This is a genomic window from Pseudomonas sp. TH39(2020), assembly GCF_016650715.1.
Classification (GTDB): Bacteria; Pseudomonadota; Gammaproteobacteria; order Pseudomonadales; family Pseudomonadaceae; genus Aquipseudomonas; species Aquipseudomonas mandelii_C.
Genome location: NZ_JAEKFF010000007.1, coordinates 260841 through 285717 on the forward strand (window position 1 = coordinate 260841; position 24877 = coordinate 285717).

The 24877-nt window shown below is 58.6% G+C and carries 24 protein-coding genes and 4 tRNA genes; 18 read left to right on the plus strand and 10 right to left on the minus strand.

All coding sequences use genetic code 11. The annotated features are described in order from the left end of the window. Positions 1 to 7: 7 nt before the first annotated feature. The gene (fkpB, locus tag JFU47_RS21575; RefSeq protein ID WP_176471593.1) at positions 8 to 445 is read left to right on the plus strand and encodes an FKBP-type peptidyl-prolyl cis-trans isomerase; all 438 of its coding nucleotides are present in this window, start codon (positions 8 to 10) and stop codon (positions 443 to 445) included. Positions 446 to 599: 154 nt separating this feature from the next. Continuing rightward, on the plus strand, positions 600 to 1547 hold the full coding sequence (gene ispH / locus JFU47_RS21580) for a 4-hydroxy-3-methylbut-2-enyl diphosphate reductase (protein WP_033054296.1): 948 nt from the start codon (positions 600 to 602) through the stop codon (positions 1545 to 1547). Here ispH and JFU47_RS21585 read toward each other — a convergent pair. Beyond that, the gene (locus tag JFU47_RS21585; protein ID WP_140893766.1) at positions 1516 to 2073 is read right to left on the minus strand and encodes a GspH/FimT family pseudopilin; all 558 of its coding nucleotides are present in this window, start codon (positions 2071 to 2073) and stop codon (positions 1516 to 1518) included. The two genes, ispH and JFU47_RS21585, sit on opposite strands and share 32 nt — an antisense overlap. A 131-nt stretch (positions 2074 to 2204) precedes the next feature. Here JFU47_RS21585 and JFU47_RS21590 point away from each other — a divergent pair, with 131 nt between their 5' ends. The 7 genes from JFU47_RS21590 to thiO are packed head-to-tail and all read left to right on the plus strand — an operon-like array spanning position 2205 to position 9035. Next, positions 2205 to 2678: a GspH/FimT family pseudopilin gene (locus tag JFU47_RS21590; protein WP_201185522.1), complete on the plus strand. Its 474-nt coding sequence runs from the start codon at positions 2205 to 2207 to the stop codon at positions 2676 to 2678. Further along, positions 2675 to 3124, plus strand: a complete 450-nt coding sequence (gene pilV / locus JFU47_RS21595; protein WP_201185524.1) for a type IV pilus modification protein PilV — start codon at positions 2675 to 2677, stop codon at positions 3122 to 3124. Before JFU47_RS21590 ends, pilV begins: the two co-directional genes overlap by 4 nt. Next, positions 3121 to 3879 carry a prepilin-type N-terminal cleavage/methylation domain-containing protein gene (locus JFU47_RS21600; RefSeq protein ID WP_201185526.1) on the plus strand — a complete coding sequence of 253 codons (759 nt, stop codon included), beginning with the start codon at positions 3121 to 3123 and terminating at the stop codon, positions 3877 to 3879. The genes pilV and JFU47_RS21600 overlap by 4 nt, the downstream gene beginning before the upstream one ends. 20 nt (positions 3880 to 3899) lie before the next feature. Next, positions 3900 to 4364 carry a pilus assembly PilX family protein gene (locus JFU47_RS21605; RefSeq protein ID WP_201185528.1) on the plus strand — a complete coding sequence of 155 codons (465 nt, stop codon included), beginning with the start codon at positions 3900 to 3902 and terminating at the stop codon, positions 4362 to 4364. Further along, entirely contained in the window at positions 4351 to 7461 is a 3111-nt protein-coding gene (locus tag JFU47_RS21610; RefSeq protein WP_201185530.1) for a pilus assembly protein, read from the plus strand. The genes JFU47_RS21605 and JFU47_RS21610 overlap by 14 nt, the downstream gene beginning before the upstream one ends. A 15-nt stretch (positions 7462 to 7476) precedes the next feature. Then, entirely contained in the window at positions 7477 to 7878 is a 402-nt protein-coding gene (locus JFU47_RS21615) for a type IV pilin protein (RefSeq protein ID WP_123367784.1), read from the plus strand. Positions 7879 to 7934: 56 nt separating this feature from the next. Further along, on the plus strand, positions 7935 to 9035 hold the full coding sequence (thiO, locus tag JFU47_RS21620; protein ID WP_201185532.1) for a glycine oxidase ThiO: 1101 nt from the start codon (positions 7935 to 7937) through the stop codon (positions 9033 to 9035). A 3-nt stretch (positions 9036 to 9038) separates the two neighbouring features. On the opposite strand, the gene JFU47_RS21625 is transcribed toward thiO, so the two are convergent. From JFU47_RS21625 to JFU47_RS21640, 4 genes are all read right to left on the minus strand, one after another. After that, positions 9039 to 10379, minus strand: coding sequence for a sigma-54-dependent transcriptional regulator (locus JFU47_RS21625; protein WP_201185534.1), 1341 nt, complete (start codon positions 10377 to 10379; stop codon positions 9039 to 9041). Positions 10380 to 10381: 2 nt separating this feature from the next. Then, positions 10382 to 11971 carry an ATP-binding protein gene (locus JFU47_RS21630; protein ID WP_201185536.1) on the minus strand — a complete coding sequence of 530 codons (1590 nt, stop codon included), beginning with the start codon at positions 11969 to 11971 and terminating at the stop codon, positions 10382 to 10384. Beyond that, complete coding sequence (locus tag JFU47_RS21635; protein ID WP_008154904.1) at positions 11961 to 12194, minus strand: PP0621 family protein; 234 nt, start codon at positions 12192 to 12194, stop codon at positions 11961 to 11963. Before JFU47_RS21635 ends, JFU47_RS21630 begins: the two co-directional genes overlap by 11 nt. Before the next feature lie 122 nt (positions 12195 to 12316). After that, positions 12317 to 13339, minus strand: coding sequence for an outer membrane protein assembly factor BamD (locus JFU47_RS21640; RefSeq protein WP_201185538.1), 1023 nt, complete (start codon positions 13337 to 13339; stop codon positions 12317 to 12319). 151 nt (positions 13340 to 13490) lie between these two features. Here JFU47_RS21640 and rluD point away from each other — a divergent pair, with 151 nt between their 5' ends. The 8 genes from rluD (at position 13491) to JFU47_RS21680 (ending at position 20448) form a co-directional block, all read left to right on the plus strand. Beyond that, entirely contained in the window at positions 13491 to 14453 is a 963-nt protein-coding gene (gene rluD, locus JFU47_RS21645) for a 23S rRNA pseudouridine(1911/1915/1917) synthase RluD (protein ID WP_007942311.1), read from the plus strand. After that, the gene (gene pgeF / locus JFU47_RS21650) at positions 14450 to 15169 is read left to right on the plus strand and encodes a peptidoglycan editing factor PgeF (RefSeq protein ID WP_201185540.1); all 720 of its coding nucleotides are present in this window, start codon (positions 14450 to 14452) and stop codon (positions 15167 to 15169) included. The genes rluD and pgeF overlap by 4 nt, the downstream gene beginning before the upstream one ends. Positions 15170 to 15375: 206 nt before the next feature. After that, positions 15376 to 17940: an ATP-dependent chaperone ClpB gene (gene clpB / locus JFU47_RS21655; RefSeq protein WP_095130594.1), complete on the plus strand. Its 2565-nt coding sequence runs from the start codon at positions 15376 to 15378 to the stop codon at positions 17938 to 17940. A 298-nt stretch (positions 17941 to 18238) separates the two neighbouring features. Further along, positions 18239 to 18314: transfer RNA gene (locus tag JFU47_RS21660), tRNA-Asn, on the plus strand. 9 nt (positions 18315 to 18323) lie between these two features. After that, positions 18324 to 18400, plus strand: a tRNA-Pro gene (locus tag JFU47_RS21665). Positions 18401 to 18405: 5 nt separating this feature from the next. Continuing rightward, positions 18406 to 18481 (plus strand) — tRNA-Lys (locus JFU47_RS21670). Positions 18482 to 18578: 97 nt separating this feature from the next. Then, positions 18579 to 18655, plus strand: a tRNA-Pro gene (locus JFU47_RS21675). A 167-nt stretch (positions 18656 to 18822) separates the two neighbouring features. Continuing rightward, complete coding sequence (locus tag JFU47_RS21680) at positions 18823 to 20448, plus strand: methyl-accepting chemotaxis protein (RefSeq protein ID WP_201185542.1); 1626 nt, start codon at positions 18823 to 18825, stop codon at positions 20446 to 20448. A gap of 62 nt (positions 20449 to 20510) precedes the next feature. Here the strand turns inward: JFU47_RS21680 and JFU47_RS21685 are convergent, their stop codons facing one another. From JFU47_RS21685 to JFU47_RS21705, 5 genes are all read right to left on the minus strand, one after another. Then, a complete protein-coding gene (locus tag JFU47_RS21685; RefSeq protein ID WP_123367792.1) occupies positions 20511 to 20909 on the minus strand; it encodes an HvfA family oxazolone/thioamide-modified RiPP metallophore in 399 nt (132 codons plus the stop codon). 337 nt (positions 20910 to 21246) lie between these two features. Then, on the minus strand, positions 21247 to 22545 hold the full coding sequence (locus tag JFU47_RS21690) for an NAD(P)/FAD-dependent oxidoreductase (protein ID WP_140681061.1): 1299 nt from the start codon (positions 22543 to 22545) through the stop codon (positions 21247 to 21249). 60 nt (positions 22546 to 22605) lie between these two features. Beyond that, positions 22606 to 22779 (minus strand): DUF3094 domain-containing protein, encoded by a 174-nt coding sequence (locus tag JFU47_RS21695; protein WP_008154890.1) that lies wholly within the window; start codon positions 22777 to 22779, stop codon positions 22606 to 22608. 54 nt (positions 22780 to 22833) lie between these two features. Then, the gene (locus tag JFU47_RS21700; protein ID WP_201185544.1) at positions 22834 to 23361 is read right to left on the minus strand and encodes an MOSC domain-containing protein; all 528 of its coding nucleotides are present in this window, start codon (positions 23359 to 23361) and stop codon (positions 22834 to 22836) included. Then, positions 23358 to 23984 carry a DUF1780 domain-containing protein gene (locus JFU47_RS21705; RefSeq protein WP_008154887.1) on the minus strand — a complete coding sequence of 209 codons (627 nt, stop codon included), beginning with the start codon at positions 23982 to 23984 and terminating at the stop codon, positions 23358 to 23360. Before JFU47_RS21705 ends, JFU47_RS21700 begins: the two co-directional genes overlap by 4 nt. 129 nt (positions 23985 to 24113) lie before the next feature. On the opposite strand from JFU47_RS21705, the gene JFU47_RS21710 reads away from it, so the two are divergent. Further along, positions 24114 to 24581, plus strand: coding sequence for an FAD/FMN-containing dehydrogenase (locus JFU47_RS21710; protein ID WP_201185546.1), 468 nt, complete (start codon positions 24114 to 24116; stop codon positions 24579 to 24581). Positions 24582 to 24877: the final 296 nt, after the last annotated feature.

Below are 24877 nucleotides of genomic sequence, written 5' to 3' on the forward strand. Positions count from 1 at the left end.
ACAGGTATTGGCTGAGCAACGCATCCGCCAGAACACGGAAGTCACCTTGCACTTTGCACTGCGCCTGGAGAACGGCGACACCGTCGACAGCACCTTCGACAAAGCCCCGGCGACCTTCAAGGTCGGTGACGGCAACCTGTTGCCAGGGTTCGAAGCAGCGCTGTTCGGCTTCAAGGCTGGCGACAAGCGTACGCTGACGATTCAGCCGGAAAACGCTTTTGGCCAACCCAACCCGCAGAACGTACAGATCATCCCGCGCTCGCAGTTCAAGGACATGGAACTGTCGCCTGGCTTGCTGGTGATCTTCAACGATGCGGCCAATACTGAGTTGCCCGGCGTGGTGAAGGTATTCGATGACGAGCAAGTGACCATCGACTTCAACCACCCGTTGGCCGGCAAGACATTGACCTTTGACGTCGAGATCATCAACGTCAAATCGCTATAACTGACCGGACTCGGTTAGAAATGTGGGAGCGAGCCTGCTCGCGAAGGCAGCCTGATATTCGACATTGATGTCGTCTGACACACCGCTTTCGCGAGCAGGCTCGCTCCCACAGTGGTTATTCGCTATTTCTTGCGCGCAAGACACGAGGCACAGCATGCAAATCAAACTCGCCAACCCCCGTGGCTTCTGCGCCGGTGTGGACCGGGCGATCGAAATCGTCAACCGCGCCCTGGAAGTCTTCGGGCCGCCGATCTACGTGCGCCACGAAGTGGTCCACAACAAATTTGTCGTCGAAGACCTGCGTGCTCGCGGGGCGATCTTCGTCGAAGAGCTGGATCAGGTGCCGGACGACGTCATCGTGATCTTCAGTGCCCACGGTGTTTCCCAGGCCGTGCGCACCGAAGCTGCCGGCCGTGGCTTGAAGGTGTTCGATGCCACCTGTCCGCTGGTGACCAAGGTACACATCGAAGTGGCACGCTACAGCCGCGACGGCCGTGAATGCATTCTCATCGGCCACGCCGGTCATCCGGAAGTCGAAGGCACCATGGGGCAGTACGATGGCAGCAATGGTGGCGCGATCTATCTGGTCGAAGACGAGAAAGACGTCGCCGCCTTGCAGGTGAACAACCCTGAAAAACTGGCGTTCGTGACCCAGACCACCCTGTCCATGGACGATACCAGCCGCGTCATCGACGCACTGCGTACACGCTTCCCGGCGATCGGTGGCCCGCGCAAGGACGACATCTGCTACGCCACGCAAAACCGTCAGGATGCGGTCAAGCAACTCGCCGACGAATGCGATGTGGTCCTGGTTGTCGGTAGCCCGAATAGCTCCAACTCCAATCGCCTGCGTGAACTGGCCGAGCGCATGGCTACCCCGGCCTACCTGATCGACGGTGCCGAAGACCTGCAAAAGAGCTGGTTCGACGGTGTCGAGCGAATCGGCATCACCGCTGGCGCCTCCGCCCCGGAAGTCCTGGTGCGTGGCGTGATCCAGCAGTTGCAGGCTTGGGGCGCTACCGGTGCCGATGAACTTGCCGGTCGCGAGGAGAACATCACCTTCTCCATGCCTAAAGAGTTGCGCGTCCGCTCCCTGCTTTAACGCTTTTGCCCCCTGGGCACAGCGCCTGCTCAGCCTTATGGCTGCGCAGGCTGACGCGGCCGGTCGCGGCCAGCACCACTTGGAGCTGAGTGACCGGTTCGCGGGCTGCGCAAATGTGCAGTGTCCCCGCTTGAAAGGCCCGTCCGGGCATCTGTGGCTCGCCGATACTGTTGAAACGTATGTATCGCCTGACCGGCCAATTGCCGACAATCGGCACCTGAGTGCCACTCGTGCGTTCAACCAACAGCGGATTGCTGGCGTCCTCCGCCCCTTTACCACTGATATCCAGAATAATCCGCCAGCCCTGGCTCCAGTCGCCGTTGATAGCGTGAATCACGACGCTCTGGTTGCCTGTGATGGCAACGGTTCTGGCGTTGCGTATACCGCTGATAAGCGACTCGGCCACTTGCTCGCGATGGTTCGATTCAGTCAGTGCAGCAAACGCCGGACTGACCAACAGCAGAACAATCCCGACAATTGTCAGTCCCATGAGCAGTTCGATCAGGCTGAAACCTCGCTGATGCATGTCATCTCCCTCCCTGGAGTGCTGCGGCCCGCGCGATCCCTGCGCGAGTAATGGCAAAACAACCGTACATCCGCCGGTCGAATGTTCTAGCGTGTAGAAGCAGGTATAGCCGACGGCAACGGAGGGCACCGATGGATCATCGTACAAAAGGTTTCACGCTGATCGAGTTGCTGATCGCGCTCGCGGTTTTTCTGGTCCTGATCACTCTGGCCGTACCGGCGTTTACCCGTTCGGTGCAAATCACCAAGGCCGACACCGAAATCGGTGATCTGCAACGGGGTCTGAATTTCGCCCGGCTTGAGGCGATCGACCGGGGGATCACCATCCGGGTTCGTCCGACAGCGGGCGGCAGTGTCTGGACCGGGGACCTGGCGGTCTATGAAGGTACTGGCAATCCGGCCAATGTATTGCGGGTTGTTCCAGCGATGAGCAGCGGAGCGACTCTGACGCTACCCTCAGGAGTGACCGCCATTGATTTCAACAATCTGGGCGGGTTGTCGGCACCGTCCACGGCGTTAGTGATCAGCTATGTACTGGGGGCGCAAAGCAGGACGCTGAATGTGTGTTTGAACGGACGAATTCTATTGGGTGGAAATTGCGGATGAGGGGATGGAGCAAGCGTGCACAGGAGGGCATGACGCTGATCGAAGTTTTGGTTGCGTTGTTGATTCTGGGTGTTGGGCTTTTGGGGGCGGCGGCGATTCAGCTCAATGCGCTGAAGTACACTGACAGCTCGCGGATGACCAGCCAGGCCAGTTTTATCGCCTACGACATGATGGACCGCATTCGCGCCAACTCAGGTGCCGACTACACCGTCACGCCACCTACCTCGGGCAACTTGAACGTCGCCCGGGATCAGGACCTCTTCGACTTTACCACCAACATTGTCAGTTCACTCGGCACTACCGCGACAGGCAGCGTCACGCTCAACCAGCGGATTTACACCATCACCATCACCTGGGATGACTCGCGGGCCGCCAACACCGCCAATTCGCGACGCAGCTTCGTCTTGACCAGTCGCGCCACTGCCGACCTGAAGGTTCCGCAATGAACCGGTCCAATCGAGGTTTTGGCCTGATCGAGTTGCTGATCGCCTTGGCGTTGAGCCTGGTCGTGGTGTTGGGCGTGGTGCAGATTTTCATCGCGGCCAAGGACACCTATGTCAGCCAGAACACCGCCGCCGGAATGCAGGAAGATGCACGGTTCGTGTTGAGCAAGTTGATTCAGGAAATTCGTATGGTCGGCATGTTCGGTTGTCTGGAGGCGATCACTGATTCAAGCTTGGTTGGTGATTTCGCTGCTGCCTGGGCAACGCCCATCAGTTGGGACAACGCGAACGGCAAGCTGACCCTGGTGACTGCGGATGTCGGCAGTAGTAGTGTGCCGACCTGGACGGTGGTTTCCGAGTGTCGAGCCAGCCTCCCCGCCAGCCCCACCCCATCCCCCAGTTCCACTGCCTACACTGGCGCGCGGCCCCTGACGCAGGAACAAGTGGCATCGGGGCAACTAGCGTTTCCGATACGGCGGCTGATCTACAGTTTCAGCAACAATCAGCTGTTGATGGGCACTGGCGCGGGTACGCCGGCTCAGGCTGTGTTGGTGGATAACGTCAGTGCATTCGATGTGAGCTTCGGCCTCGCCACGGCCGACGAATTTGCCGCCTCCAGTTACAGCAGCAACCCCACCCCTTCCGATCTGAAGTTAATCCGTAGTGTGCGCCTGACCCTGACCCTCACGGACCCGAAAAAGCGGGTGCGCGATCAAACCTTCAACGTGGTTGCTGCCTTGCGCAACCGGCTGCGATGAGGAGAGGAGCGATGTTTTCAATGAACTCTCACTCCCAGCGTGGCATGGCGTTGCTGGTGAGCCTTGTGTTTCTTCTGCTGCTGACGCTGATCGGCCTTTCAGCGATGCAGAACGCCACTTTGCAGGAAAAAATGGCTGGCAGCGTGTCCTTGCGCAACCAGTCATTCCAGAGCGCCGAAGCGGCGTTACGCGCCGGCGAAAGTGAGGTGGAACTGAAGACCTACTCGTTGAAGTTATGCATCGATGTCCCCCCTCAGTGCGCGCCGCCGGCTGAGTCGTCGCTAATCACCGCCGCAGGGGTTAATTCAACCTCAGGCGTGACCTGGAAAGCCTCCGGCAGTGGCTTTTACGGGGTACAGAATATTGGAGTTACCAACGCTGGGGTGAACATGAACGGCGACTACGTGACGCTGTACCGCGTAACTGCCGTGGGCATCGCGGGCAACTCGCGCAGTGTGTTGGAGAGCATTTATGCGAAGTACTGAAAGGCGCGTCGGGTTGTGGCAGTTGTTATGTGGCGCGCTGTTGGGCTTTTATCTCTCGGCTCCAGCCTATGCCTTCACTCCGTCCGATTCACCGCTATTGAGCGCCGCAGCGGTCGCGCCAAACGTGATGCTGCTGATTGACGATTCGGGGAGCATGAACAACATCATTTGGGCGCCGGGTTTCGATCCGACTGTCAGCCGCGCGCGAATTGCGAACTGCAATTCAAACGGCTCATGTTTGAACGGAAATAACCTGGATATGGAAGATACCAATATCGCCTTATCGAGTCTTAACCGCGGCAACTGCTCCAACAACGGCAACTGGTACGGTTTTTATCGGGGTTTTTTGGGATTGTCATCGATATGCCTGAAGCTACCCGACCCTGTGGGTAATGAAAACACGCGTTATACGGCTAACTATCTGTCTTATCTGGTGGGCCTGGCGAACGGCTCGAACCGGGATTTCACCACTGGAACCGGGGCGATTCCCAACGAATACCGAATGAACGTTGCGAAGGATGTTTCCACCGACCTGGTCACCAGTAATCGTGAGCTGCGTATAGGGCTGGCGACGTTCAACCCGCCCACGGGCAGTAACTCTGGTCCCGGCGGGTTTATTGCCCGCGCTGTCAGTGATCTGATTCCTGTCGGCAGCGTCACCCAAAGCCAGGCGCAAACTAACTTCAACAACCTTATTTCATCGATCGATGGTTTGAACGCAATCGCTAATACTCCGTTGGCAGAAACTTACTATGAGATCACCCGGTACATGCGTGGCTTGGCGCCGTACTACAACTCAACACCTACCACTTACACCAGCCCGATCCAATATCGCTGTCAGAAAAACTACGGCGTGGTGATCACCGATGGTTTACCAACCTTTGATCGGACTTTTCCGACCTCCGATCCATTGGGTGGTACTCGTTTGCCCAACTGGGATGGCGTGAATAACGATGGCGACAACCTGAACGGTGACACTGAAGGCGACACCCTGTACCTCGACGACATCGCCAAATTTGCCTTCGACATCGACATGCGCACAACCGGTACCGATGCCGCCGGCAAAGGCTGGAACGCCGTGGACTTTCCCAAACAGAACATGAATACCTACACCGTAGGTTTCACCGCCGCGAACCAGATGTTGTCGGACGCCGGCATTTATGGTCAGGGCAAATACTATCAGGCCAGCGATAGCGTCGGCCTCAATTCCGCGTTGTCGTCTGCACTGAGCGACATCACCTCCAAGGCCGGCTCTGGAGGTGGTGGCGTCGCCAGCGCCACCACACTGCTCAGCGGTACGAGCTACTTCCAGACCACTTATGATCCCAAGGACTGGCGTGGCACGATCAAGTCTTATGGTTTTACTTCCAGCGGTACGGTCAACACCGCTTCTGTGCTGTGGACTACCGACACCGCCATCGTACCCGGTGCCACGGCCCCGACCTATCAATCCTGGAACACCCTGACCAACGCCCCGGTGACTCTGGCCTACAGCAGTTTCTCCCCTGCCCAGCAGACATCCCTCAGTCAGAGTTTGCCTACGGGCATCATCGGCAGCGATCTGGTGGAGTGGAGCAAGGGCACCAACAAGGCCGGCCTGAAAGTGCGCAGTGTGCTACTTGGCGACATCATCAATTCGCCGTTGGCCCTGGCATCACCCACGGATAAAACCGCGTCCGATCTGGCGGCCGACACCACATACAGCACCTATTTGGCAACCAAAGCGGTAACCATGAACCCCAGCCTGGTAGTGAACGCCAACGACGGTTTTGTAAGCGTCATCAATACGACCAACGGTGCCAGGCGTTATGCCTACATGCCTTCCAGTGTGTTGCCTTCGCTGCGTTTGATAGCCGACACCAACTACATCAACGGCGTCAGCCACAAGTTTTTGGTCGACGGTCAGGTTGCGGTATTCGACGCGCAACTCAACGGAGCCTGGAAAACCTTGGCATTGGGTGGAACAGGGGCGGGGGGCAGGACCTTCTACGCGTTGCAGTTGTTTGACGTCTCGGCAGGTAATGTGGCGAAGGCTTTGTGGGAAATCAGCGCACCTGCCACAGCAAACACGGCGAACGTTTTCAATGATCTGGGTTATGCCTACGCCCGACCGGAAGTGGCACGCTTGGCCGACGGTCGATGGGCCGCATTTATTTCCAACGGCTATGGCAGCAATTCGGGGGTGGCGGCGTTGTACGTGGTGGACATCCGTGACGGTTCCCTGATCAAGAAAATTGTTGTCGACAGCAGCGAAACCACTAATGGCTTGTCTTCGGTGGAACTCAAGGTCAACTCGCAGAATGTGGTGCAGGCGGCCTATGGCGGCGACTTGAAAGGGCGGTTATGGAAGTTTGATTTGAGCGGTACCTCCACAGACACCTGGCGCCTGGCTTTTTCCGGCAAACCGTTGTTTACCACCGCTGGCGGGCCTAGCCAGCCAATCACCGCGCAGCCAGTGCTGGCAGACAACGCCTTGGGCGGCAAGGAAGTGTTTTTCGGTACCGGAAAATTCAACGAGACCGCCGACAAAGCCAATAAAGATCTGCAGGCGTTCTACGCCGTATGGGATGCGGACGGTGGCGCCGGGCAGATCACCACGTCCAGTTTGCAGGCTCAGGCGGTAACTGGCGTGTTTTCTGGCAGCAGCGGGCAGTTCATTACAACCAGCCAGAATGAGGTGACCTACCCGACCGAGAAGGGCTGGTACCTACCGCTGGTGTACAACAATGTGCTGACCGGTGAGCGGGTGATCAATCAGGCCAATCTGCTGGCCGACCGGATCTTGTTCACCACCGCCAGCGTGGACACCACCGACCCTTGCGCCAGTTTCGGTACCGGCAAACTGGTCGAACTGGATGCATTCAGCGGTAAGATGCTCAACTACTCGGTGCTCGACACCAATGGCGACGCAGTGGTCGACAGCGCGGATTCGATTTCCAGCGGAGTCATTTTCACCGGCGGTATTCCGACCCTGAACGCGATCGTCAACAATGGAGCTCGCCTGATCGTGAACGACTCCAGCGGTAACGCCAGCTCCCTGGCGGGGAGACCCGTCGGTAGCGTCAATCGTCGCATCATGTGGCGACAAATACAGTAAGTGAGAGTTGAGGCTATGCGCAGATCCAACCGAGGTTTTACCCTGATCGAAATCATGATCGTGATAGCGATCATCGGGATCGTTATCACCATTGGCTACCCGAGCCTCACCGAGTACGTAAAAAAAGGCCGTCGAGCGGAGGTGGCCGGGCTGCTCTCCGAGCAGGCACAGATCCTCGAACGTTTCTATTCGAAGAGCAATGTCTACACCGGCGTCGCTGGCCTGAGTGCTGGCAATGACTTTTACACCATTACCCAGACCCTGACCGATCAGACCTTCCTGCTGACGGCAGTTCGCAAGGCTGGCAAAGCCATGGAAACTGACAAGTGCGGTGATTTCACCATCACCAACACTGGCGTCAGAAGCATGGTCAACGCCACGGCCGGGTTGGTTGCCAAAGATTGCTGGGGTCGCTGAGTTTCTTTTTCGGGTGCCTTTTGTGCCCTCTGTCTATTTAACGGTTGGATCAGAACATGACCAGGCAACAGCAAGTGGTGATTGTCGGCGGCGGGGTGATTGGTCTGCTGACGGCGTTCAATCTCGCGTCCGAAGTGCAAAGCGTTGTGCTGCTGGATCGTTCGAACGTCGGTCAGGAGTCGTCCTGGGCCGGCGGCGGCATCGTCTCGCCGCTCTACCCGTGGCGCTACAGCCCGGCGGTCACCGCGTTGGCGCATTGGTCCCAGGATTTTTATCCACAGCTGGGCGAGCGACTGTTTGCAGCCACCGGTGTCGATCCCGAGGTGCATACCACCGGGTTGTACTGGCTGGACCTCGATGACGAGGCCGAGGCGCTGGCATGGGCCGAGCGGGAAAACCGTCCGTTGCGGGCTGTGGATATCTCGGCGGCTCACGACGCGGTGCCGGTGTTGGGGAGCGGTTTTTCCCGGGCGATCTACATGGCCAATGTGGCCAATGTGCGTAATCCGCGGCTGGTGAAGTCCCTCAAGGCTGCGTTGCTCGCCCTGCCGAACGTGACGATTCATGAGCAGTGTGAAGTCAGCGGGTTTATCCGTGAAGGCGCTACGGTGGTCGGGGTGCAGACCTCGGCAGGAGCGATTCATGGCGATCAGGTGGTTCTGACCGCGGGTGCCTGGAGCGGTGATTTACTCAAGAGCCTGGATCTGGAACTGCCGGTCGAGCCGGTGAAAGGGCAGATGATTCTCTACAAATGCGCAGCGGATTTCCTGCCGAGCATGGTTCTGGCCAAGGGGCGTTATGCGATTCCTCGGCGCGACGGCCACATTCTGATCGGCAGTACGCTGGAGCATGAAGGCTTCGACAAGACACCAACCGAATCTGCCCTGGAGAGCCTGAAGGCATCGGCGGTGGAGTTGATTCCTGCACTGGCGGATGCCGAGGTCGTGGGACACTGGGCCGGGTTGCGACCGGGCTCGCCGGAAGGCATTCCTTACATCGGTCGGGTGCCAGGGTTCGAAGGGCTTTGGCTCAATTGCGGGCATTACCGTAATGGCTTGGTGCTGGCGCCAGCGTCGTGTCAGTTGTTTGCGGATGTGATGCTGGGGCGTGAGCCGATCATTGATCCGGCGCCGTATGCGCCGGCTGGACGGATCTGAGACTCAATCGAGTCCCAGTTTCTTGAGCCTGTAGCGCATCGATCTGAATGAAAGATTCAACCGCTGAGCCGCCGCCGTGCGGTTCCAGCGGGTTTCTTCCAGGGCCTGGAGGATAAGGTTGCGTTCGACGTTTTCCAGGTAGTCTTCCAGGTTGTCGATCTGCGTCAGGTCCGGCACACCGCCTTCCGGGTTGCAGTTGCCTTCGGCCAGTCGCAGGTCGCTGGCTTCAATTTGTTTGTTTTCGCACAACGTGTGCGCCCGTTCGAGCACGTTCTCCAGTTCCCGCACATTGCCGGGGAAGCGATAGCTTTTCAGCGCGTCGAGGGCTTGGGGATGGAGTTTTGCGGCGGGTTGGCCGGTGCTGATGGCCAGGCGTTTGAGTACATGGCTGGCGAGGGATTCGATGTCGTCACGGCGTTCGCGCAAGGGCGGCACCCGTAGTTCGATCACGTTCAACCGGTAGTACAAGTCCTGGCGAAAGCGTTCGGCGGCGACTTCGGCGTCGAGGTCTTTGTGAGTGGCGCACAGGATACGCACATCGACCACGGTTTCCTGTTGCTCGCCGACACCACGAACGGCTTTTTCCTGTATGGCTCGTAGCAGTTTGACCTGCATCGCCAGCGGCAAATCAGCCACTTCGTCGAGGAACAGGGTGCCGCCATGGGCAGCCTGGAACAGTCCGGGTTTGTCTTCGATGGCACCGCTGAAGCTGCCTTTGCGATGACCGAAAAATTCGCTCTCCATCAATTCTGACGGAATCGCCCCGCAATTGACCGGGATAAAGGGTTGGCTGGCGCGCGGTCCTTGCTCATGGATCAGTCGCGCGACCAATTCCTTGCCGCTGCCGGATTCGCCGCTGATATACACCGGCGCCTGGCTGCGGGCCAGTTTGTCGATGTGTTTGCGCAAGGCGCGCATGGGCGGCGAATCACCCAGTAGCCGGCGATCGATGGCGATGCCAGTGCCGCCCGGCGCAGGCAACCGAAGCGCGCTGCTGACCAGTTCCCGCAGGCGCGTGAGGTCCACCGGTTTGGTCAGGAAGTCGAAGGCGCCGGCCTTGAGGGCGTTGATCGCCGTTTCCAGGCTGCCATAAGCGGTGATCATTGCCACCGGTACGTTTGGGTGGCGTTGCTGGATGTGTTGCACCAGCTCAAGGCCGGTGCCGTCCGGCAGGCGCATATCGGTCAGGCACAGGCCGAACGTCTCTCGCGACAGCAGGGCCTGGGCTTCGCCGAGGTTGCGGGCACTGAAGGTGTCGAGTTTCATCCGTCCCAGGGTGATTTCCAGGAGTTCGCGGATATCCGGTTCGTCGTCGACGATCAGGACTTTTTGCCGTGGGCTCATCTTCAACTTTGTTTCCGTCCGTGAGCAAAAGTGATGCGAAAGCAGCCGCCGCCTTGGCGTGGTTTGAAGTCTAGGCGGGCCTGGTTGCTTTCGCACAGCTCACGGGACAGATAAAGCCCCAGGCCGGTGCCTTGGGTGCTCGTAGTGAAGAACGGTTCGAACAAGTGCACGTGGTGCTCCGGTGCCACTCCGGGGCCATCGTCCAGGATCTCGAGGACCGGCAGTTGGCTGTCCGGGTCGACAAACAACTCGAGCCAGACCTGTGCCAAGTCGTGATTCAAGGCGCTATGGCGCCAGGCGTTACGCAACAGATTGTCGAGAATCTGGGTCAGTTGGTCTGGATCCATCAGGGTCTTGAAGTCCCCTGAGCCGATGCGCAGGTGAATTTTATGACGCTCGGTCGCCCCTTCGCGGGTTTCGTTGACGAACTGTTCCAGCCACGGCTTCAGATCAAGCCGTTGCGCTACGGTTTGCTGGCGGCGGGACAGTTGCAGGACGTTTTCGATTACCCGATTCATTCGCTGAGAGTGGTCTTGAATAATCTGTGTCAGACGTCGATCCGCGCGGTTCAGTTCCTCTGATTCCTGCAATAGCTGCGCGGCATGACTAACGGCGCCCAGTGGATTGCGGATTTCATGGGCGATACCGGCGGTCAGGCGACCGAGGGCGGCGAGCTTCAATTGCTGGGCTTGTTGAGCGATTTGCGCGAGGTCTTCGAGAAAGACCAGGGTCTGGTGGTATGGACTTTGGTCCAGGGCAATGAAGCTCGGTTGCAGCTCCAGACCACTACTGGCGACTTTCAGGCTCTGGGGGCGCAGCGTCGGATTGTTGAGCCACAGTTGCAGGCGTTCGACCAGGCTGGGTAAGTAGTCGTCGATCAGCTGGCCTGCAAGATTTTCCCTGCCTAACAGGTTCAAGGCGCTGTGGTTGGCCAGTTGAACCCGCCGTTTGTCGTCGAGTACCAGGATGCCGGTACGCATGCGTTGCAGGATCAGTGCGTTGAGGGCTTCGAGGCCAACGACTTCGCTGGCCCGCTGTTCGGCGAGGGTTTCGCTGACCTCCAGGCGTCGGATCAGCCCTTGCACCAGCAATGCCGCAGCAAAACACAAGGCGCCGAGCGTGCCGACTTGCAGGTAATCATTGGGGGTGGCGCGATGGCTGAAACTCAGGAGGAAGCTCAGCCCGACGATGCCGAGCGCGCCAACGGCGGCAATCAGCAGGCCGATGCGCCCTCGCAACAAGGTATTACTGATGGCTACCGATACGATCAGCAAGTTGCCGATGGCGCTGGCCACACCGCCGGCGGCGTAGAACAGACCACACAGCAGCAGGACGTCGGTCAGCGCCAGGCTGAACAGTTGCGCCGGGCGCCGGGTGTTCCCGAGGAATACCACCAGCAGGATATTCAGCACCAGGTAAAACCAGCTGCCACTGCGCAGCAGGTCGTCATTGCTGAACGTCAGCAGCTGGTTGTCCATGTTGCTAGAGATCAACAGCACCAGGGTGATGCCGATGCTCAAACGGTAAAGGTGATAGAGGCGCAGCAGTCGCTGGGTCTGTTTGCTGCCGGGACTGGAGGTCTCAGCGATCACTGGAGCCCGGGCCTTGCTCAAGATGAGCCTGGCTGCAATACCACTGTTGTTGAAGGCTCAGCGCGCGGTCACGTGGCAGGTGTACGCCGCAATGGGCGCAGCGGACCATGGGCGCGGCTTCCAGCTCGGCAGAGGACTTGGGCACAGAAGCCTGGCCCTTGAACTTGCGCCAGAACCATACCGCAGCGGCAATCAGGGCGATCCAGAACAGTAAACGAAGCATGATGAGCTGCTATTTGACGAGTGATGAGCCAGTTTAGCCAAGGACATGACCAGCGCACAGCGTAATCATCGAGCCCATAAAAAAGGAGCCTCGAAAGGCTCCTTTTTGTACAACCCGACGTGTCAGTCGAACACGCCAAAGGTCATGTAGCTGAACCACGAGCGGTCGCTGTTATTGGCTTCGGACTCGTGTTGCTCTTCTTCGATCACGTCGCCATTTTCATTTTTAGGCTTGAGATCGTTCGGAATCGCGTCCTTGGCGTCCTGGAACTGCTTCTGCACGTCCTGGTTGGCGCGGGTTTCGCCCGGCGGCAGCGGTGGACGGGATTCGATCAGGCCCAAGGTCGCCTTGCTCAACCACGAACGGTTATCGGCTTCGGCCACCGATGGCACGAACTGACCGTCCACCAGGCTTGGATGATTCGGGTAGTTGAGCTTCAGGGTTTCGAGGCTGGTGGCAGCCAGGTCGTCCAGGTGCAGACGCTGGTAGGCTTCTGTCATCACCGCCAGGCCGTCACCGACCGAAGGGGTTTCCTGGAAGTTTTCTACCACGTAGCGACCACGGTTCGCGGCGGCGACATAGGCCTGACGGGTCAGGTAGTAGTCGGCAACGTGAATCTCGTAGGCCGCCAGCAGGTTGCGCAGGTAGATCATGCGCTGCTTGGCGTCCGGCGAGTAGCGGCTGTTGGGGAAGCGGCTGGTCAGCTGGGCGAACTCGTTGTAGGAGTCGCGAGCGGCGCCCGGGTCACGCTTGGTCATGTCCAACGGCAGGAAGCGCGACAACAGGCCGACGTCCTGGTCGAAAGAAGTCAGACCCTTGAGGTAATACGCGTAATCCACGTTCGGGTGCTGCGGGTGCAGGCGAATGAAGCGCTCGGCGGCGGACTTGGCAGCTTCAGGCTCGGTGTTCTTGTAGTTGGCGTAGATGAGCTCGAGTTGAGCCTGATCGGCGTAGCGACCGAACGGATAACGCGACTCCAGCGCCTTCAGCTTGGCTGTGGCGGCGGTGTAGCTATTGTTGTCCAGATCGTGCTGAGCCTGCTGGTACAGCTCGACCTCGCTCAGGTTTTCGTCTACGACTTCCTTCGATGAGCAAGCAGCGGTCAATGCGAGGATGGCGATCAGCAGCAGGTGTTTCACTTGCATGGCGGCTTGCGTCCCTATGACGGCCGCTGTCTTGGGCGGGGCCGTCCTGTTATGATGAGCGCCCCGTTGAATAGCCTCGGGGCAAAAGACGCCGTATTTAACCACAAGCGCGCAGCCGAAACCAAAGGCTGTGCCGACGCCTAGTCTGAGCATGTCCGATAAAATTGAACTTCGCGCAGAGGTGCCGTCCGAATTGGGCGGCCAACGCCTCGATCAAGTCGCCGCACAATTATTCGCTGAGCACTCGCGCTCGCGCCTTTCCGCCTGGATCAAAGACGGCCGCCTGACTGTGGATGGGGCGGTTATCCGCCCGCGAGACATTGTTCATGGTGGTGCCATTCTTGAACTCACTGCCGAGCAGGAAGCTCAGGGCGAATGGATCGCTCAGGACATCGAGCTGGACATCGTCTATGAAGACGACGACATCCTGGTGATCAACAAACCTGCGGGTCTGGTGGTGCATCCGGCTGCCGGCCACGCTGATGGCACCTTGCTCAACGCCTTGCTGCACCACGTGCCGGACATCATCAATGTGCCCCGCGCCGGTATCGTGCATCGCCTGGACAAGGACACCACCGGTCTGATGGTGGTGGCCAAGACCATTCAGGCGCAGACACAGCTTGTCACGCAATTGCAGAGCCGCAGCGTAAGCCGGATCTACGAGTGCATCGTGATCGGTGTGGTGACTGCCGGCGGCAAGATCAACGCGCCGATCGGTCGTCACGGTCAGCAACGCCAGCGCATGGCCGTGATGGAAGGTGGCAAGCAGGCCGTCAGCCATTATCGCGTGCTCGAGCGTTTCCGCTCCCACACTCACGTGCGGGTGAAGCTGGAAACCGGTCGTACGCACCAGATTCGTGTGCACATGGCCCACATCAACTACCCGTTGGTCGGAGATCCTGCCTACGGCGGTCGTTTCCGCATCCCGCCGGCAGCCAGTGTGACCATGGTCGAATCGTTGAAGGCGTTCCCGCGTCAGGCGCTGCATGCGCGGTTCCTGGAGCTGGATCACCCGACCACCGGTAAACGCATGAGCTGGGAATCGCCACTGCCGGACGATTTCGTCTGGTTGCTGACGCTGCTCAAGCAAGACCGCGAGGCGTTCATCGGATGAGTGACTGGCTGATTCCCGACTGGCCTGCGCCTGCCGGGGTGAAAGCCTGCGTTACCACCCGTGCGGGCGGCGTCAGTCTGGCGCCGTTCGACAGCCTCAACCTCGGCGATCACGTCGATGACAGCCCCGAAGCTGTTGTCGAAAACCGCCGTCGCCTCACCGATCATTTCTCTATTCAACCGGCCTGGTTAAAGCAGGTTCACGGCATTGCCGTGGCCCACGCAGACCCAAGCCTTACGGCCACTGCCGATGCCAGCTGGACGGCAACGCCCGGTATTGCCTGCACGGCGATGACCGCGGATTGCCTGCCGGCGCTATTCTGTGACCGTGCCGGTACTCGCGTAGCGGCGGCTCATGCCGGATGGCGCGGGTTGGCGGCCGGTGTGCTGGAAGCAACCCTCGACAGTCTGGCCGTGCCGCCAGAAGAGGTGTTGGTCTGGCTCGGTCCGGCCATTGGTCCGCAAGCCTTTGAAGTCGGCCCTGAGGTGCGCGAAACCTTCGTCCAGCAATTGCCCGAAGCAGCCAAAGCCTTCGTGCCGAGTCAAAATGCTGGCAAATTCATGGCTGACATCTATGAACTGGCGCGTTTGCGCCTGGCCGCTCGCGGCGTCACTGCGGTCTACGGTGGCGGTTTCTGCACCGTCACCGATCCGCGCTTCTTTTCTTACCGCCGCAGTCCACGCACTGGCCGGTTTGCCTCCCTTATCTGGCTATAGTGTCCGGCCTCACAGATGCTGTTCCTTTTTGACGGTGTCAAAAGAGGAGCATTCGTAAGACAGGGCACAAACGCTAGACTTCTCTGATCTACATCAACTCTACCGCGCTTGAAACTCCCAGAATCGACCACATCTAGTCAGGTATCTGGCAGGTTTCTTCATTCAGGATGTTTATAGGTCCGGCCTGCTCAAAAGGAAGGTGACCCATGCGTATAGACCGTTTAACCAGCAAGTTGCAGTTAGCCTTGTCCGACGCCCAATCCCTGGCCGTCGGCCTCGATCATCCGGGCATTGAGCCAGCGCATTTGATGCAAGCCATGCTTGAGCAGCAGGGTGGCTCGATCAAACCCCTGTTGATGCAAGTAGGTTTTGACGTCAACAGCTTGCGCAAAGAGCTGACCAAAGAGCTCGACCAACTGCCGAAAATCCAGAACCCGACCGGTGACGTCAACATGTCGCAGGATTTGGCGCGCCTGCTCAACCAGGCCGATCGACTGGCCCAGCAGAAGGGCGACCAGTTCATCTCCAGTGAACTGGTGTTGCTCGCCGCCATGGACGAGAACAGCAAGCTTGGCAAATTGTTGCTCGGCCAGGGCGTCAGCAAGAAAGCCCTGGAAAACGCGATCAACAACCTGCGCGGTGGTGAAGCCGTCAATGACGCCAACCACGAAGAGTCGCGCCAGGCGCTGGATAAATACACTGTCGACCTGACCAAGCGTGCCGAAGAAGGCAAGCTCGATCCGGTGATCGGCCGTGACGACGAAATTCGCCGGACCATTCAGGTCCTGCAACGTCGCACCAAGAACAACCCGGTGCTGATCGGTGAGCCTGGCGTGGGTAAAACCGCCATCGCCGAAGGCCTGGCCCAGCGTATCATCAACGGCGAAGTCCCGGATGGACTGAAAGGCAAGCGCCTGCTGTCCCTGGACATGGGGTCGCTGATTGCCGGCGCCAAGTACCGTGGCGAGTTCGAAGAACGCCTAAAATCCCTGCTCAACGAACTGTCGAAGCAGGAAGGGCAGATCATTCTGTTCATCGACGAACTGCACACCATGGTCGGCGCCGGTAAAGGCGAAGGCTCGATGGACGCGGGCAATATGCTCAAGCCTGCGTTGGCCCGTGGTGAACTGCACTGCGTCGGCGCGACCACGCTCAACGAATACCGCCAATATATAGAGAAGGACGCAGCCCTCGAGCGGCGCTTCCAGAAAGTGCTGGTGGACGAACCGAGCGAAGAAGACACCATCGCGATTCTGCGTGGCCTGAAAGAGCGCTACGAGGTTCACCACAAAGTGGCGATCACCGACGGCGCGATCATCGCCGCGGCCAAGCTCAGTCATCGCTATATCACGGACCGTCAGTTGCCGGACAAGGCCATCGACCTGATCGACGAAGCGGCTAGCCGCATCCGCATGGAGATCGACTCCAAGCCGGAAGTGCTTGATCGTCTGGAGCGTCGTCTGATTCAGCTGAAGGTGGAATCCCAGGCGCTGAAGAAAGAAAGCGACGAGGCCGCGATAAAACGTCTGGAAAAACTCCAGGAAGAAATCGTCCGCCTCGAACGTGAGTACTCGGACCTGGAGGAAATCTGGAACGCGGAAAAAGCCGAAGTTCAGGGTTCTGCGCAGATCCAGCAGAAAATCGAACAGTCCCGTCAGGAACTGGAAGCTGCCCGCCGCAAAGGCGACTTGAACCGTATGGCCGAGTTGCAGTACGGGATCATCCCGGACCTGGAACGCAGCCTGCAAATGGTCGACCAGCACGGTAAAACTGAAAACCAGTTACTGCGCAGCAAGGTGACCGAAGAAGAAATCGCTGAGGTCGTGTCCAAGTGGACGGGCATTCCGGTGTCGAAAATGCTCGAAGGCGAGCGCGACAAGCTGATGAAGATGGAAAGCCTGTTGCACCAACGTGTGATCGGCCAGGACGAAGCGGTGATTGCCGTTTCCAACGCCGTGCGACGTTCCCGTGCCGGGTTGTCCGATCCGAATCGCCCGAGCGGCTCGTTCATGTTCCTCGGCCCTACCGGTGTCGGTAAAACCGAGCTGTGCAAGGCACTGGCCGAGTTCCTCTTTGATACGGAAGAGGCGATGGTGCGGATCGACATGTCCGAGTTCATGGAGAAACATTCCGTGGCTCGTCTGATCGGTGCGCCACCAGGCTACGTAGGCTATGAAGAGGGCGGTTACCTGACCGAGGCGGTGCGTCGCAAGCCTTATTCGGTGATCCTCCTGGACGAGGTCGAGAAGGCCCACCCGGACGTCTTCAACATCTTGCTGCAAGTGCTGGAAGATGGCCGACTGACCGACAGTCATGGCCGCACGGTGGATTTCAAAAATACCGTGATTGTCATGACCTCCAACCTCGGTTCGGTGCAGATCCAGGAATTGGTCGGTGATCGTGAGGCTCAGCGTGCGGCAGTGATGGATGCGATTTCCACGCACTTCCGGCCGGAGTTCATCAACCGGGTCGACGAAGTGGTGATCTTTGAGCCGTTGGCTCGGGATCAGATCGCGGGCATTACCGAGATCCAGTTGGGTCGCCTGCGCAGTCGCCTGACCGAGCGCGAGCTGAAGCTTGATCTCAGCCCTGAGGCCATGGATAAGCTGATAGCGGTGGGTTACGACCCGGTTTACGGCGCACGGCCGCTCAAACGAGCTATCCAGCGCTGGATCGAGAACCCGCTGGCGCAGCTGATTCTGTCCGGTCGTTTCATGCCGGGCGATACCGCCAAGGGTGTCGTGGAGAACGACGAAATCGTATTCGTCTGATCCACGGCGGCAGCAAAATTGAAGAGGCCTCGCATTGCGAGGCCTTTTTTTCGCCAGGCTGTTGAACTCTAAGGAAAAGGCTTGTAAAGTGCGCCCCGCAGTAAGTCGCCCTGAAGGGTTCCTGCTTCCCAAGCAGGAATCTGAAATAAGTTGCAAATCATTAACTTGAAGGCAATTTAGGGGGTTGACAGAGGTGCTTAAGATTGTAGAATAGCGCGCCTCAGACACACGAACGCAGCGATGCGAACGGGTCGAAGAGGTGAAGCAAGCTTCACCGTTGTAAATTGAAATATGTAGTTCCGTGATAGCTCAGTCGGTAGAGCAAATGACTGTTAATCATTGGGTCCCAGGTTCGAGTCCTGGTCACGGAGCCAATTTCAAACCGGGGTATAGCGCAGTCCGGTAGCGCGCCTGCTTTGGGAGCAGGATGTCAGGAGTTCGAATCCCCTTACCCCGACCATTTTTGGGTCGTTAGCTCAGTTGGTAGAGCAGTTGGCTTTTAACCAATTGGTCGTAGGTTCGAATCCCACACGACCCACCATTTTTGAAACCAGTTCACGCTGGGATCAGATCTTAAGATCAGAGGCCAAAAGCACTGATCGAAGAAGGCGACTTTTAAAAGGTCGCCTTTTTATTACCGGGGTATAGCGCAGTCCGGTAGCGCGCCTGCTTTGGGAGCAGGATGTCAGGAGTTCGAATCCCCTTACCCCGACCATATTAAAAATCCTCGTATCGAAAGATACGGGGATTTTTTTTGTCTTCGATTTTTTATCTTTGAGAAATAACACTTCAGTCATCGTACAACTTGCCGATAACGAGGCGACGGGGTACTGCCGAAACAACGCCCCTTATCTAAGCCACTACAAGAAAAGGGCGTTCGTTATGGTGCTTCGACAGTTAAATATCGCTCCTCGGGCAGCCTTGGGGTTTGCCTTGATTGCCGTATTGGTCGCGTTGCTCGGGATTTTTGCCCTGGGGCAGATGTCGAGCATTCGCGACAGCGAGGTGGCGGTGGAGAAACAATGGTTGCCGAGCATTCGCGGCGGTGACGAGATCCGCGAAATCATGCTGCGCATCCGTACCATTTCCCTGCGCATGGCCCTGGATCAGGATCCGAAGAACATCCCTGTCTACCGCGGCCAGATGGACACTCGCGACAAAGAGTTGAGCGAGAAGATTGCGGCTTATGACAGGTTGGTCAACACAGTCGAAGGCAAAGCCTTGTATGACCAGTTCAAAACCACCTTCGCGGCTTATCGTTCCGGTATTGCTCAATCGTTCTCCCTGGCCGAACAGGGTCGTCGTGACGAACTGACCCAACTGCTGCTGATCGATATGAAAACCGTGGTTGATGGCTCGGGCAAACAGCTCACCGACCTGGCGGATCTGTTCGCCAAACAAGTTGCCGCCGAGAGCCAGAAATCTGCAGCGCATTACGAAACATCGCGGATGATCGTCAGCCTGTTTATCGCATTGGCGGCATTGGCCACCGTCGGCCTGGCGATGCTGCTGACCCGCAGCATCGTCAAACCTTTGAGCGAAGCGTTGCATGCCGCAGAAAACGTGGCACGAGGCGACCTGACGCGCCCCATCGAAACCCATGGCAACGATGAAGTGAGTCGCTTGCTCAAGGCGTTGGCGACCATGCAGCGCAACCTGCGCGAGACCTTGCAAGGTATCAGCGGCTCGGCCGCGCAATTGGCGACAGCGGCTGACGAGTTGAATGCGGTCACCCTCGACAGCACTCAGAACCTGCAACAGCAGAACAATGAGATCGAACAAGCGGCGACGGCTGTCACTGAAATGACCACCGCGGTGGAGGAGGTCGCTCGCAACGCGGTGTCGACCTCCGACGCCACGCGCCAATCCAGTGAGTCCGCGCACGCCGGTCAGGAGCGGGTCAGCGAAACAGTCACGGCCATCGGCGCCCTTGCCAGCGATGTACAGATCACGGGCGGGTTGGTGCAGTCCCTGGCCAACCAGTCTCAGGACATCGGCAAGGTACTGGACGTGATTCGTGCGATTGCCGAGCAAACCAACTTGCTGGCCCTCAATGCTGCCATTGAAGCGGCGCGGGCCGGGGAAAGCGGTCGCGGTTTCGCGGTGGTTGCCGACGAAGTTCGCGCTTTGGCCTATCGCACGCAGCAATCGACTCAGGAAATCGAACAAATGGTTCAGGGCATGCGCAACGGCTCGACTCAGGCACTGGATTCCATGCAGGCCAGCTCAACCCGTGCGGCCAGCACATTGGCCTTGGCCGAGCGTGCTGGTGAAGCGTTGCAGACCATAACCGCGTCGGTGCATCAGATCCATGAACGCAACCTGGTGATCGCCAGTGCTGCCGAAGAACAGGCGCAGGTGGCGCGGGAAGTGGATCGCAACCTGGTGAATATTCGCGACCTTTCGGTGCGATCTGCCGCCGGGGCGGATCAGACCAGCGCGTCCAGCCATGAGCTGTCTCAGCTGGCCAATGCCTTGCAGGGCATGGTGCGGCGCTTCCAGATTTAAATGTTCCAGACGCAAAAAAGCCGCGCTTCTCGACGGAAAAGCGCGGTTTGTTTCTCGGAAGCTTAGGCGCCGTCTTGGTCTTTCAAGTGCTCGAACAGGCCTTTTGGCATTTTCTTGCCATTGGCTTCGTAGTTGGCCTTCACGTTATCGAAAGCCTCTTGCTCGTCGATGAAGCCGTCATGGTTGGTGTCGATCTTGTCGAAATTGGACTTCGGCGCGACTTTCTGGAATTCGGCACGGGATACCTTGCCGTCGCCATCGGTGTCGGTTTTTGCCATCGACGCATCGCCACACTTGCCTTCGCCACATTTACCTTCAGGCGTCTTCACGACCTGTTCGGCCGAGGCCAGCAGGTAGCCCTGAGTCAGAGGTTGCGAGGCGAACACCGCGCCGGACAACATCATGCCGCCGGCCAAAACAGCGCCGAGCAAACCGATAGTGTTTTTGGTGGTACGGGACATTTCAATACTCCTGGGTTGCACGACACAACCGTTCGATAAAGGACGCCACGTAAGTGCGGCGATAACCGTAGCTGGCGGGGTGCCTTGCTCGGATGTGGCCATTTAGCGGGCGTGGTGTATCGCTACTGTGTCGCGCAAGGGGGGAGTTTGTAAGCGAAGGGGCGAAACGACGGGGGAGATACAGTGAGACACAGATCTCCAAATCAATGGAGATCAACTGTGGGAGTGAGCCGGCTCCGGGCGGCGTTCCGACGATAGCGCCTGAACAGTCGACATCAATGTCGCCTGACACACCGCCATCGCGAGCAGGCTCGCTCCCACAGTGGTTTGTGTTTTGTTAGTGAAGTTTGAGTCGCGGCTCAGTCCCGCGCCCGATCTTGCTGCCCAACATCAACATCGCCGTACGAAACGCGCCATACAGCGCCATCTGGTGCATGCGATACAGCGACACGTAAAACATCCGCGCCAGCCAGCCTTCCAGCATCACGCTGCCGGTGAGGTTGCCCATCAAGTTACCCACAGCCGAAAAACGCGACAGCGAGATCAGCGAGCCGTAGTCGGTGTATTTGTACGCAGGCAGAGGCTTGCCTTCGATCCGCAGTTTCAGCGATTTGGCCAGCAACGAAGCTTGCTGATGCGCAGCCTGGGCGCGCGGCGGCACATTGCGATCGGTGCCCGGCTGCGGGCAGGCCGCGCAGTCACCGAAGGCAAAGATGTTCTCGTCGCGGGTGGTTTGCAGGGTCGGCAGCACTTGCAGCTGATTGATCCGGTTAGTCTCCAGGCCATCGATGTCCTTGAGGAAACCTGGTGCACGAATCCCGGCCGCCCAGACTTTCAGGCTGGCGTTGATGACATTGCCATCGGCGGTAATCAGGCTGTCGGCTGTCACTTCGCTGACGGCGGCATTGGTCATCACGTTGACCCCGAGTTTCTCCAGGGTTTTATGCACCGGCCCGCCGATACGTTCCGGCAGCGCTGGCAGCACCCGTGGTCCGGCTTCGATCAAGGTGATGTGCATGTTTTCCGGTTTGATCCGGTCCAGGCCGTAAGCCGCCAGTTCATGGGCGGCGTTGTGCAGTTCGGCAGCCAATTCGACCCCGGTGGCACCGGCGCCGACGATGGCTACGCTGATCTGCTCGACCTTGTCGGTTTGCCCGGCGTGCGCTCGCAGGTAGTGGTTGAGCAATTGCTGATGGAAGCGCTCGGCCTGTTTGCGGGTGTCGAGGAACAGGCAGTGTTGCGCCGCGCCCTGAGTCCCGAAATCGTTGGTGGTGCTGCCGACCGCGATCACCAGCGAGTCGTAACCCACTTCGCGCGCCGGGACCAGTTCAATGCCGGCTTCGTCGTAGGTGGCGGCCAGCTGGATTTTTTTCTGTGCGCGATCAAGCCCGCTCATGCGCCCCAGCTGGAACTCGAAGTGGTTCCATTTTGCCTGGGCAACATAGTTGAGTTCGTCTTCGGAAGAGTTCAGGGAACCTGCCGCCACTTCGTGCAACAACGGTTTCCAGATGTGGGTCAGGTTCGCGTCGACCAGCATCACACTGGCCGTGCCGCGCTTGCCCAGAGTCTTACCCAGACGGGTAGCCAACTCCAGACCGCCGGCGCCGCCGCCAACGATGACAATACGATGAGTCATGGGGATATCTCGCAAGGCTAAAAGAAATCGGTGCAATTACCCGAGCGAGCGCGATGCTGCTCATAGCGTCAGGTAACTGATAAGTCGGCTCAACAGGCCCAGACCAATGGTCACTGCCAACACCACCACCAGGAGCATCCACGGCCGGAAAGGCCGGCGCTCGACTTGGTGCTGGGACAGTTGCAGGTACTCTTCGACATGCTTTTGGTCGTCTGGGTTCAGGCGGCTGGTCATATTGGGCCTCGTCAGGGGTAGACGTTGCTGAATGTATAGAAGCTACAGGCTGATTTAACGAACGTTGAACGGAGCATAGCCGCTGTCCGGAACAGGCTCGACGCTCACCGTATCGTCCAGGCGAATGATTCCACTTTGTATCACCCGGGCGGTGATTCCGCCATGTCCGCGAACGGCCTGAAAGGTCCCGGGGCCTAGGTTGTTCTCGAGGCGGGCGCAGGGTTGGCACCAGCCGGTGGTTTCGAAAATCGCCTGGCCAATCCTGAAGCGTCGGCCCTTGAGACTGAATAAATTGATCCCGCTGACGACGATGTTGCGCCGCAAATCCTGCGCTAACACCGGTTGAGCTGCCGGGCGGCCCATCAGCGAATTGATCACCGCCAGATGCTCCCATTGCATCAACGTTACCTGCCGAGCATTGCGCACGCCGGGACGGGCGTGATCACCGGTCAAACCGGCTTCAAGCCGCGCCTCCACGGCATCGAGTTCGAGCATCTGAGAACGTGACTGCGGCCGCACGCCGATCCAGCGGACCCGGCCCTGTTGCGGCACTTCGGCAATCAGTTCCTGCAATGGACTCACAAGCTGATCCCGACGTCGAAAACAATGCTGCGACCCAGGTTGCTGCGCAGGAAGTCCGGCGCATCCGGGTGTGCGAACAGCACGCGGGCGAAGGTCGGACCGACCAGCGACAACGAGCGCCAGCCTTGGCGCAAGTATTCGGTCGGTGGCGGGAAATGGCTGTTGAGGTCCAGCACTTCGCGCTTGAGACTGGCGAAGGCGATGATGTCCAGTTCACCCAGGTCCATGCCGCGTTCTTTATAGTTGTGCGCTTTTTTGCGCAAGGTCGGCGCCAGTCTCAGCAGAAACTCATTGGCCGGAATGCGCCGGGGTTTGGCCTCGCGGCGCACCAACGAACTCAGAGAAAACGCGCTGCGCCGGCGTTGCAGCTCATCGCGCCATTCGTCGTTGAGGCGTCGGCCTTCATCAAGCACGAAAAACACTTCGAAACTGGCGTCACGAAACAGCACGTCCGGCGGCTCCCCGGCCGGGGCGAATTCGTCGGCGCGATAGGGAATGTTCAGGCCTTGCAGCAGGCGCTGACAGACCCAACGCTCACGCTCCCATTTGCGGGCATTGGACAGGAACGCGTTGGCTTGCTCGGCCGCGATGGTCAGCAGGCGTAAGTAATCTGAGTCATCCATAAGCCCAAGCTTAGCGTTCATTTGCGACAAGCAGAAAGCGTGAAACGGTAAACAGGGGCACTGGGCACTCGGAACGGGCGGTGTAGACTGATGGCCATTACGCATACGCGCTCGAACGAGGAGTAGAACGTGAAATATTGGCCGGTGTTGTTGCTCAGTCTTCTGCCTTTTTGGGCTCAGGCGCTGGAGGTGGGTGAGCGGCTGGCGCCGTGGACCTTGCTTGATCAGTTCGATCAGGCCTTCACGCTCGATAACCAGACTCAGACGCTGCTGGTGGCGCGCAGCATGGACGCCGCCAAACTGGTCGGCGCCGCTCTGCAGGACCAGCCCAAGGGCTACCTGGAGGCTCGGCACGCGGTATTTGTCGCGGACATCCAGCGCATGCCCCGACTGATCGCGAAAATGTTCGCTGTACCGGCCATGCGCGATTATTCCTACCGAGTGATGCTTGACCGTGATGGTCGCGTGGCGCCGCGCTACCCCGGGGCCGTGGATAAAGTGCTGTGGCTGCAGCTCAAGGACGGTCAATTGGTGGATCAGCACGAATACACCACGGCTGCGCAATTGCGTGAGGCGCTGGAGAAGGCCCTGCCCTGATTGGCGCAAAGCGCCTGTGACCGCAGACGCTGACATCTTGGTCATCCATCAACCCGCGCTTAGCATTCAAATGTGATCGCAATGAAGGCAGTTCATCGGAGAGGTTCCGATCTGCCGGATTTGCGACCCGCCATCCCCGCAACACGCCTCATACCACGCCCGGTTCAGGGCCATGCACAAAACGGATAGCGATCTGCGCAAAGCGGATATTGCCCCGTGCCTGTCGCCTTTACCCTCGGCTGTACGGACGTTAGCCGTGTTGCCGACGCTCTTAAAAAAATAACAACAAGAGATAA

Excerpts from the sequence above, each read along its gene's own strand:
- JFU47_RS21625 (WP_201185534.1), bottom strand. The coding sequence starts at position 10,379 with ATGAGCCCACGGCAAAAAGTCCTGATCGTCGACGACGAACCGGATATC.
- JFU47_RS21610 (WP_201185530.1), top strand. The coding sequence starts at position 4,351 with ATGCGAAGTACTGAAAGGCGCGTCGGGTTGTGGCAGTTGTTATGTGGC.
- JFU47_RS21705 (WP_008154887.1), bottom strand. The coding sequence starts at position 23,984 with ATGGATGACTCAGATTACTTACGCCTGCTGACCATCGCGGCCGAGCAA.
- JFU47_RS21635 (WP_008154904.1), bottom strand. The coding sequence starts at position 12,194 with ATGCTTCGTTTACTGTTCTGGATCGCCCTGATTGCCGCTGCGGTATGG.
- rluD (WP_007942311.1), top strand. The coding sequence starts at position 13,491 with ATGTCCGATAAAATTGAACTTCGCGCAGAGGTGCCGTCCGAATTGGGC.
- pilV (WP_201185524.1), top strand. The coding sequence starts at position 2,675 with ATGAGGGGATGGAGCAAGCGTGCACAGGAGGGCATGACGCTGATCGAA.
- JFU47_RS21605 (WP_201185528.1), top strand. The coding sequence starts at position 3,900 with ATGAACTCTCACTCCCAGCGTGGCATGGCGTTGCTGGTGAGCCTTGTG.
- JFU47_RS21590 (WP_201185522.1), top strand. The coding sequence starts at position 2,205 with ATGGATCATCGTACAAAAGGTTTCACGCTGATCGAGTTGCTGATCGCG.
- JFU47_RS21695 (WP_008154890.1), bottom strand. The coding sequence starts at position 22,779 with ATGACCAGCCGCCTGAACCCAGACGACCAAAAGCATGTCGAAGAGTAC.
- JFU47_RS21640 (WP_201185538.1), bottom strand. The coding sequence starts at position 13,339 with ATGCAAGTGAAACACCTGCTGCTGATCGCCATCCTCGCATTGACCGCT.
- clpB (WP_095130594.1), top strand. The coding sequence starts at position 15,376 with ATGCGTATAGACCGTTTAACCAGCAAGTTGCAGTTAGCCTTGTCCGAC.
- JFU47_RS21685 (WP_123367792.1), bottom strand. The coding sequence starts at position 20,909 with ATGTCCCGTACCACCAAAAACACTATCGGTTTGCTCGGCGCTGTTTTG.
- ispH (WP_033054296.1), top strand. The coding sequence starts at position 600 with ATGCAAATCAAACTCGCCAACCCCCGTGGCTTCTGCGCCGGTGTGGAC.
- JFU47_RS21690 (WP_140681061.1), bottom strand. The coding sequence starts at position 22,545 with ATGACTCATCGTATTGTCATCGTTGGCGGCGGCGCCGGCGGTCTGGAG.
- thiO (WP_201185532.1), top strand. The coding sequence starts at position 7,935 with ATGACCAGGCAACAGCAAGTGGTGATTGTCGGCGGCGGGGTGATTGGT.
- JFU47_RS21600 (WP_201185526.1), top strand. The coding sequence starts at position 3,121 with ATGAACCGGTCCAATCGAGGTTTTGGCCTGATCGAGTTGCTGATCGCC.
- JFU47_RS21615 (WP_123367784.1), top strand. The coding sequence starts at position 7,477 with ATGCGCAGATCCAACCGAGGTTTTACCCTGATCGAAATCATGATCGTG.
- JFU47_RS21680 (WP_201185542.1), top strand. The coding sequence starts at position 18,823 with ATGGTGCTTCGACAGTTAAATATCGCTCCTCGGGCAGCCTTGGGGTTT.
- JFU47_RS21585 (WP_140893766.1), bottom strand. The coding sequence starts at position 2,073 with ATGCATCAGCGAGGTTTCAGCCTGATCGAACTGCTCATGGGACTGACA.
- pgeF (WP_201185540.1), top strand. The coding sequence starts at position 14,450 with ATGAGTGACTGGCTGATTCCCGACTGGCCTGCGCCTGCCGGGGTGAAA.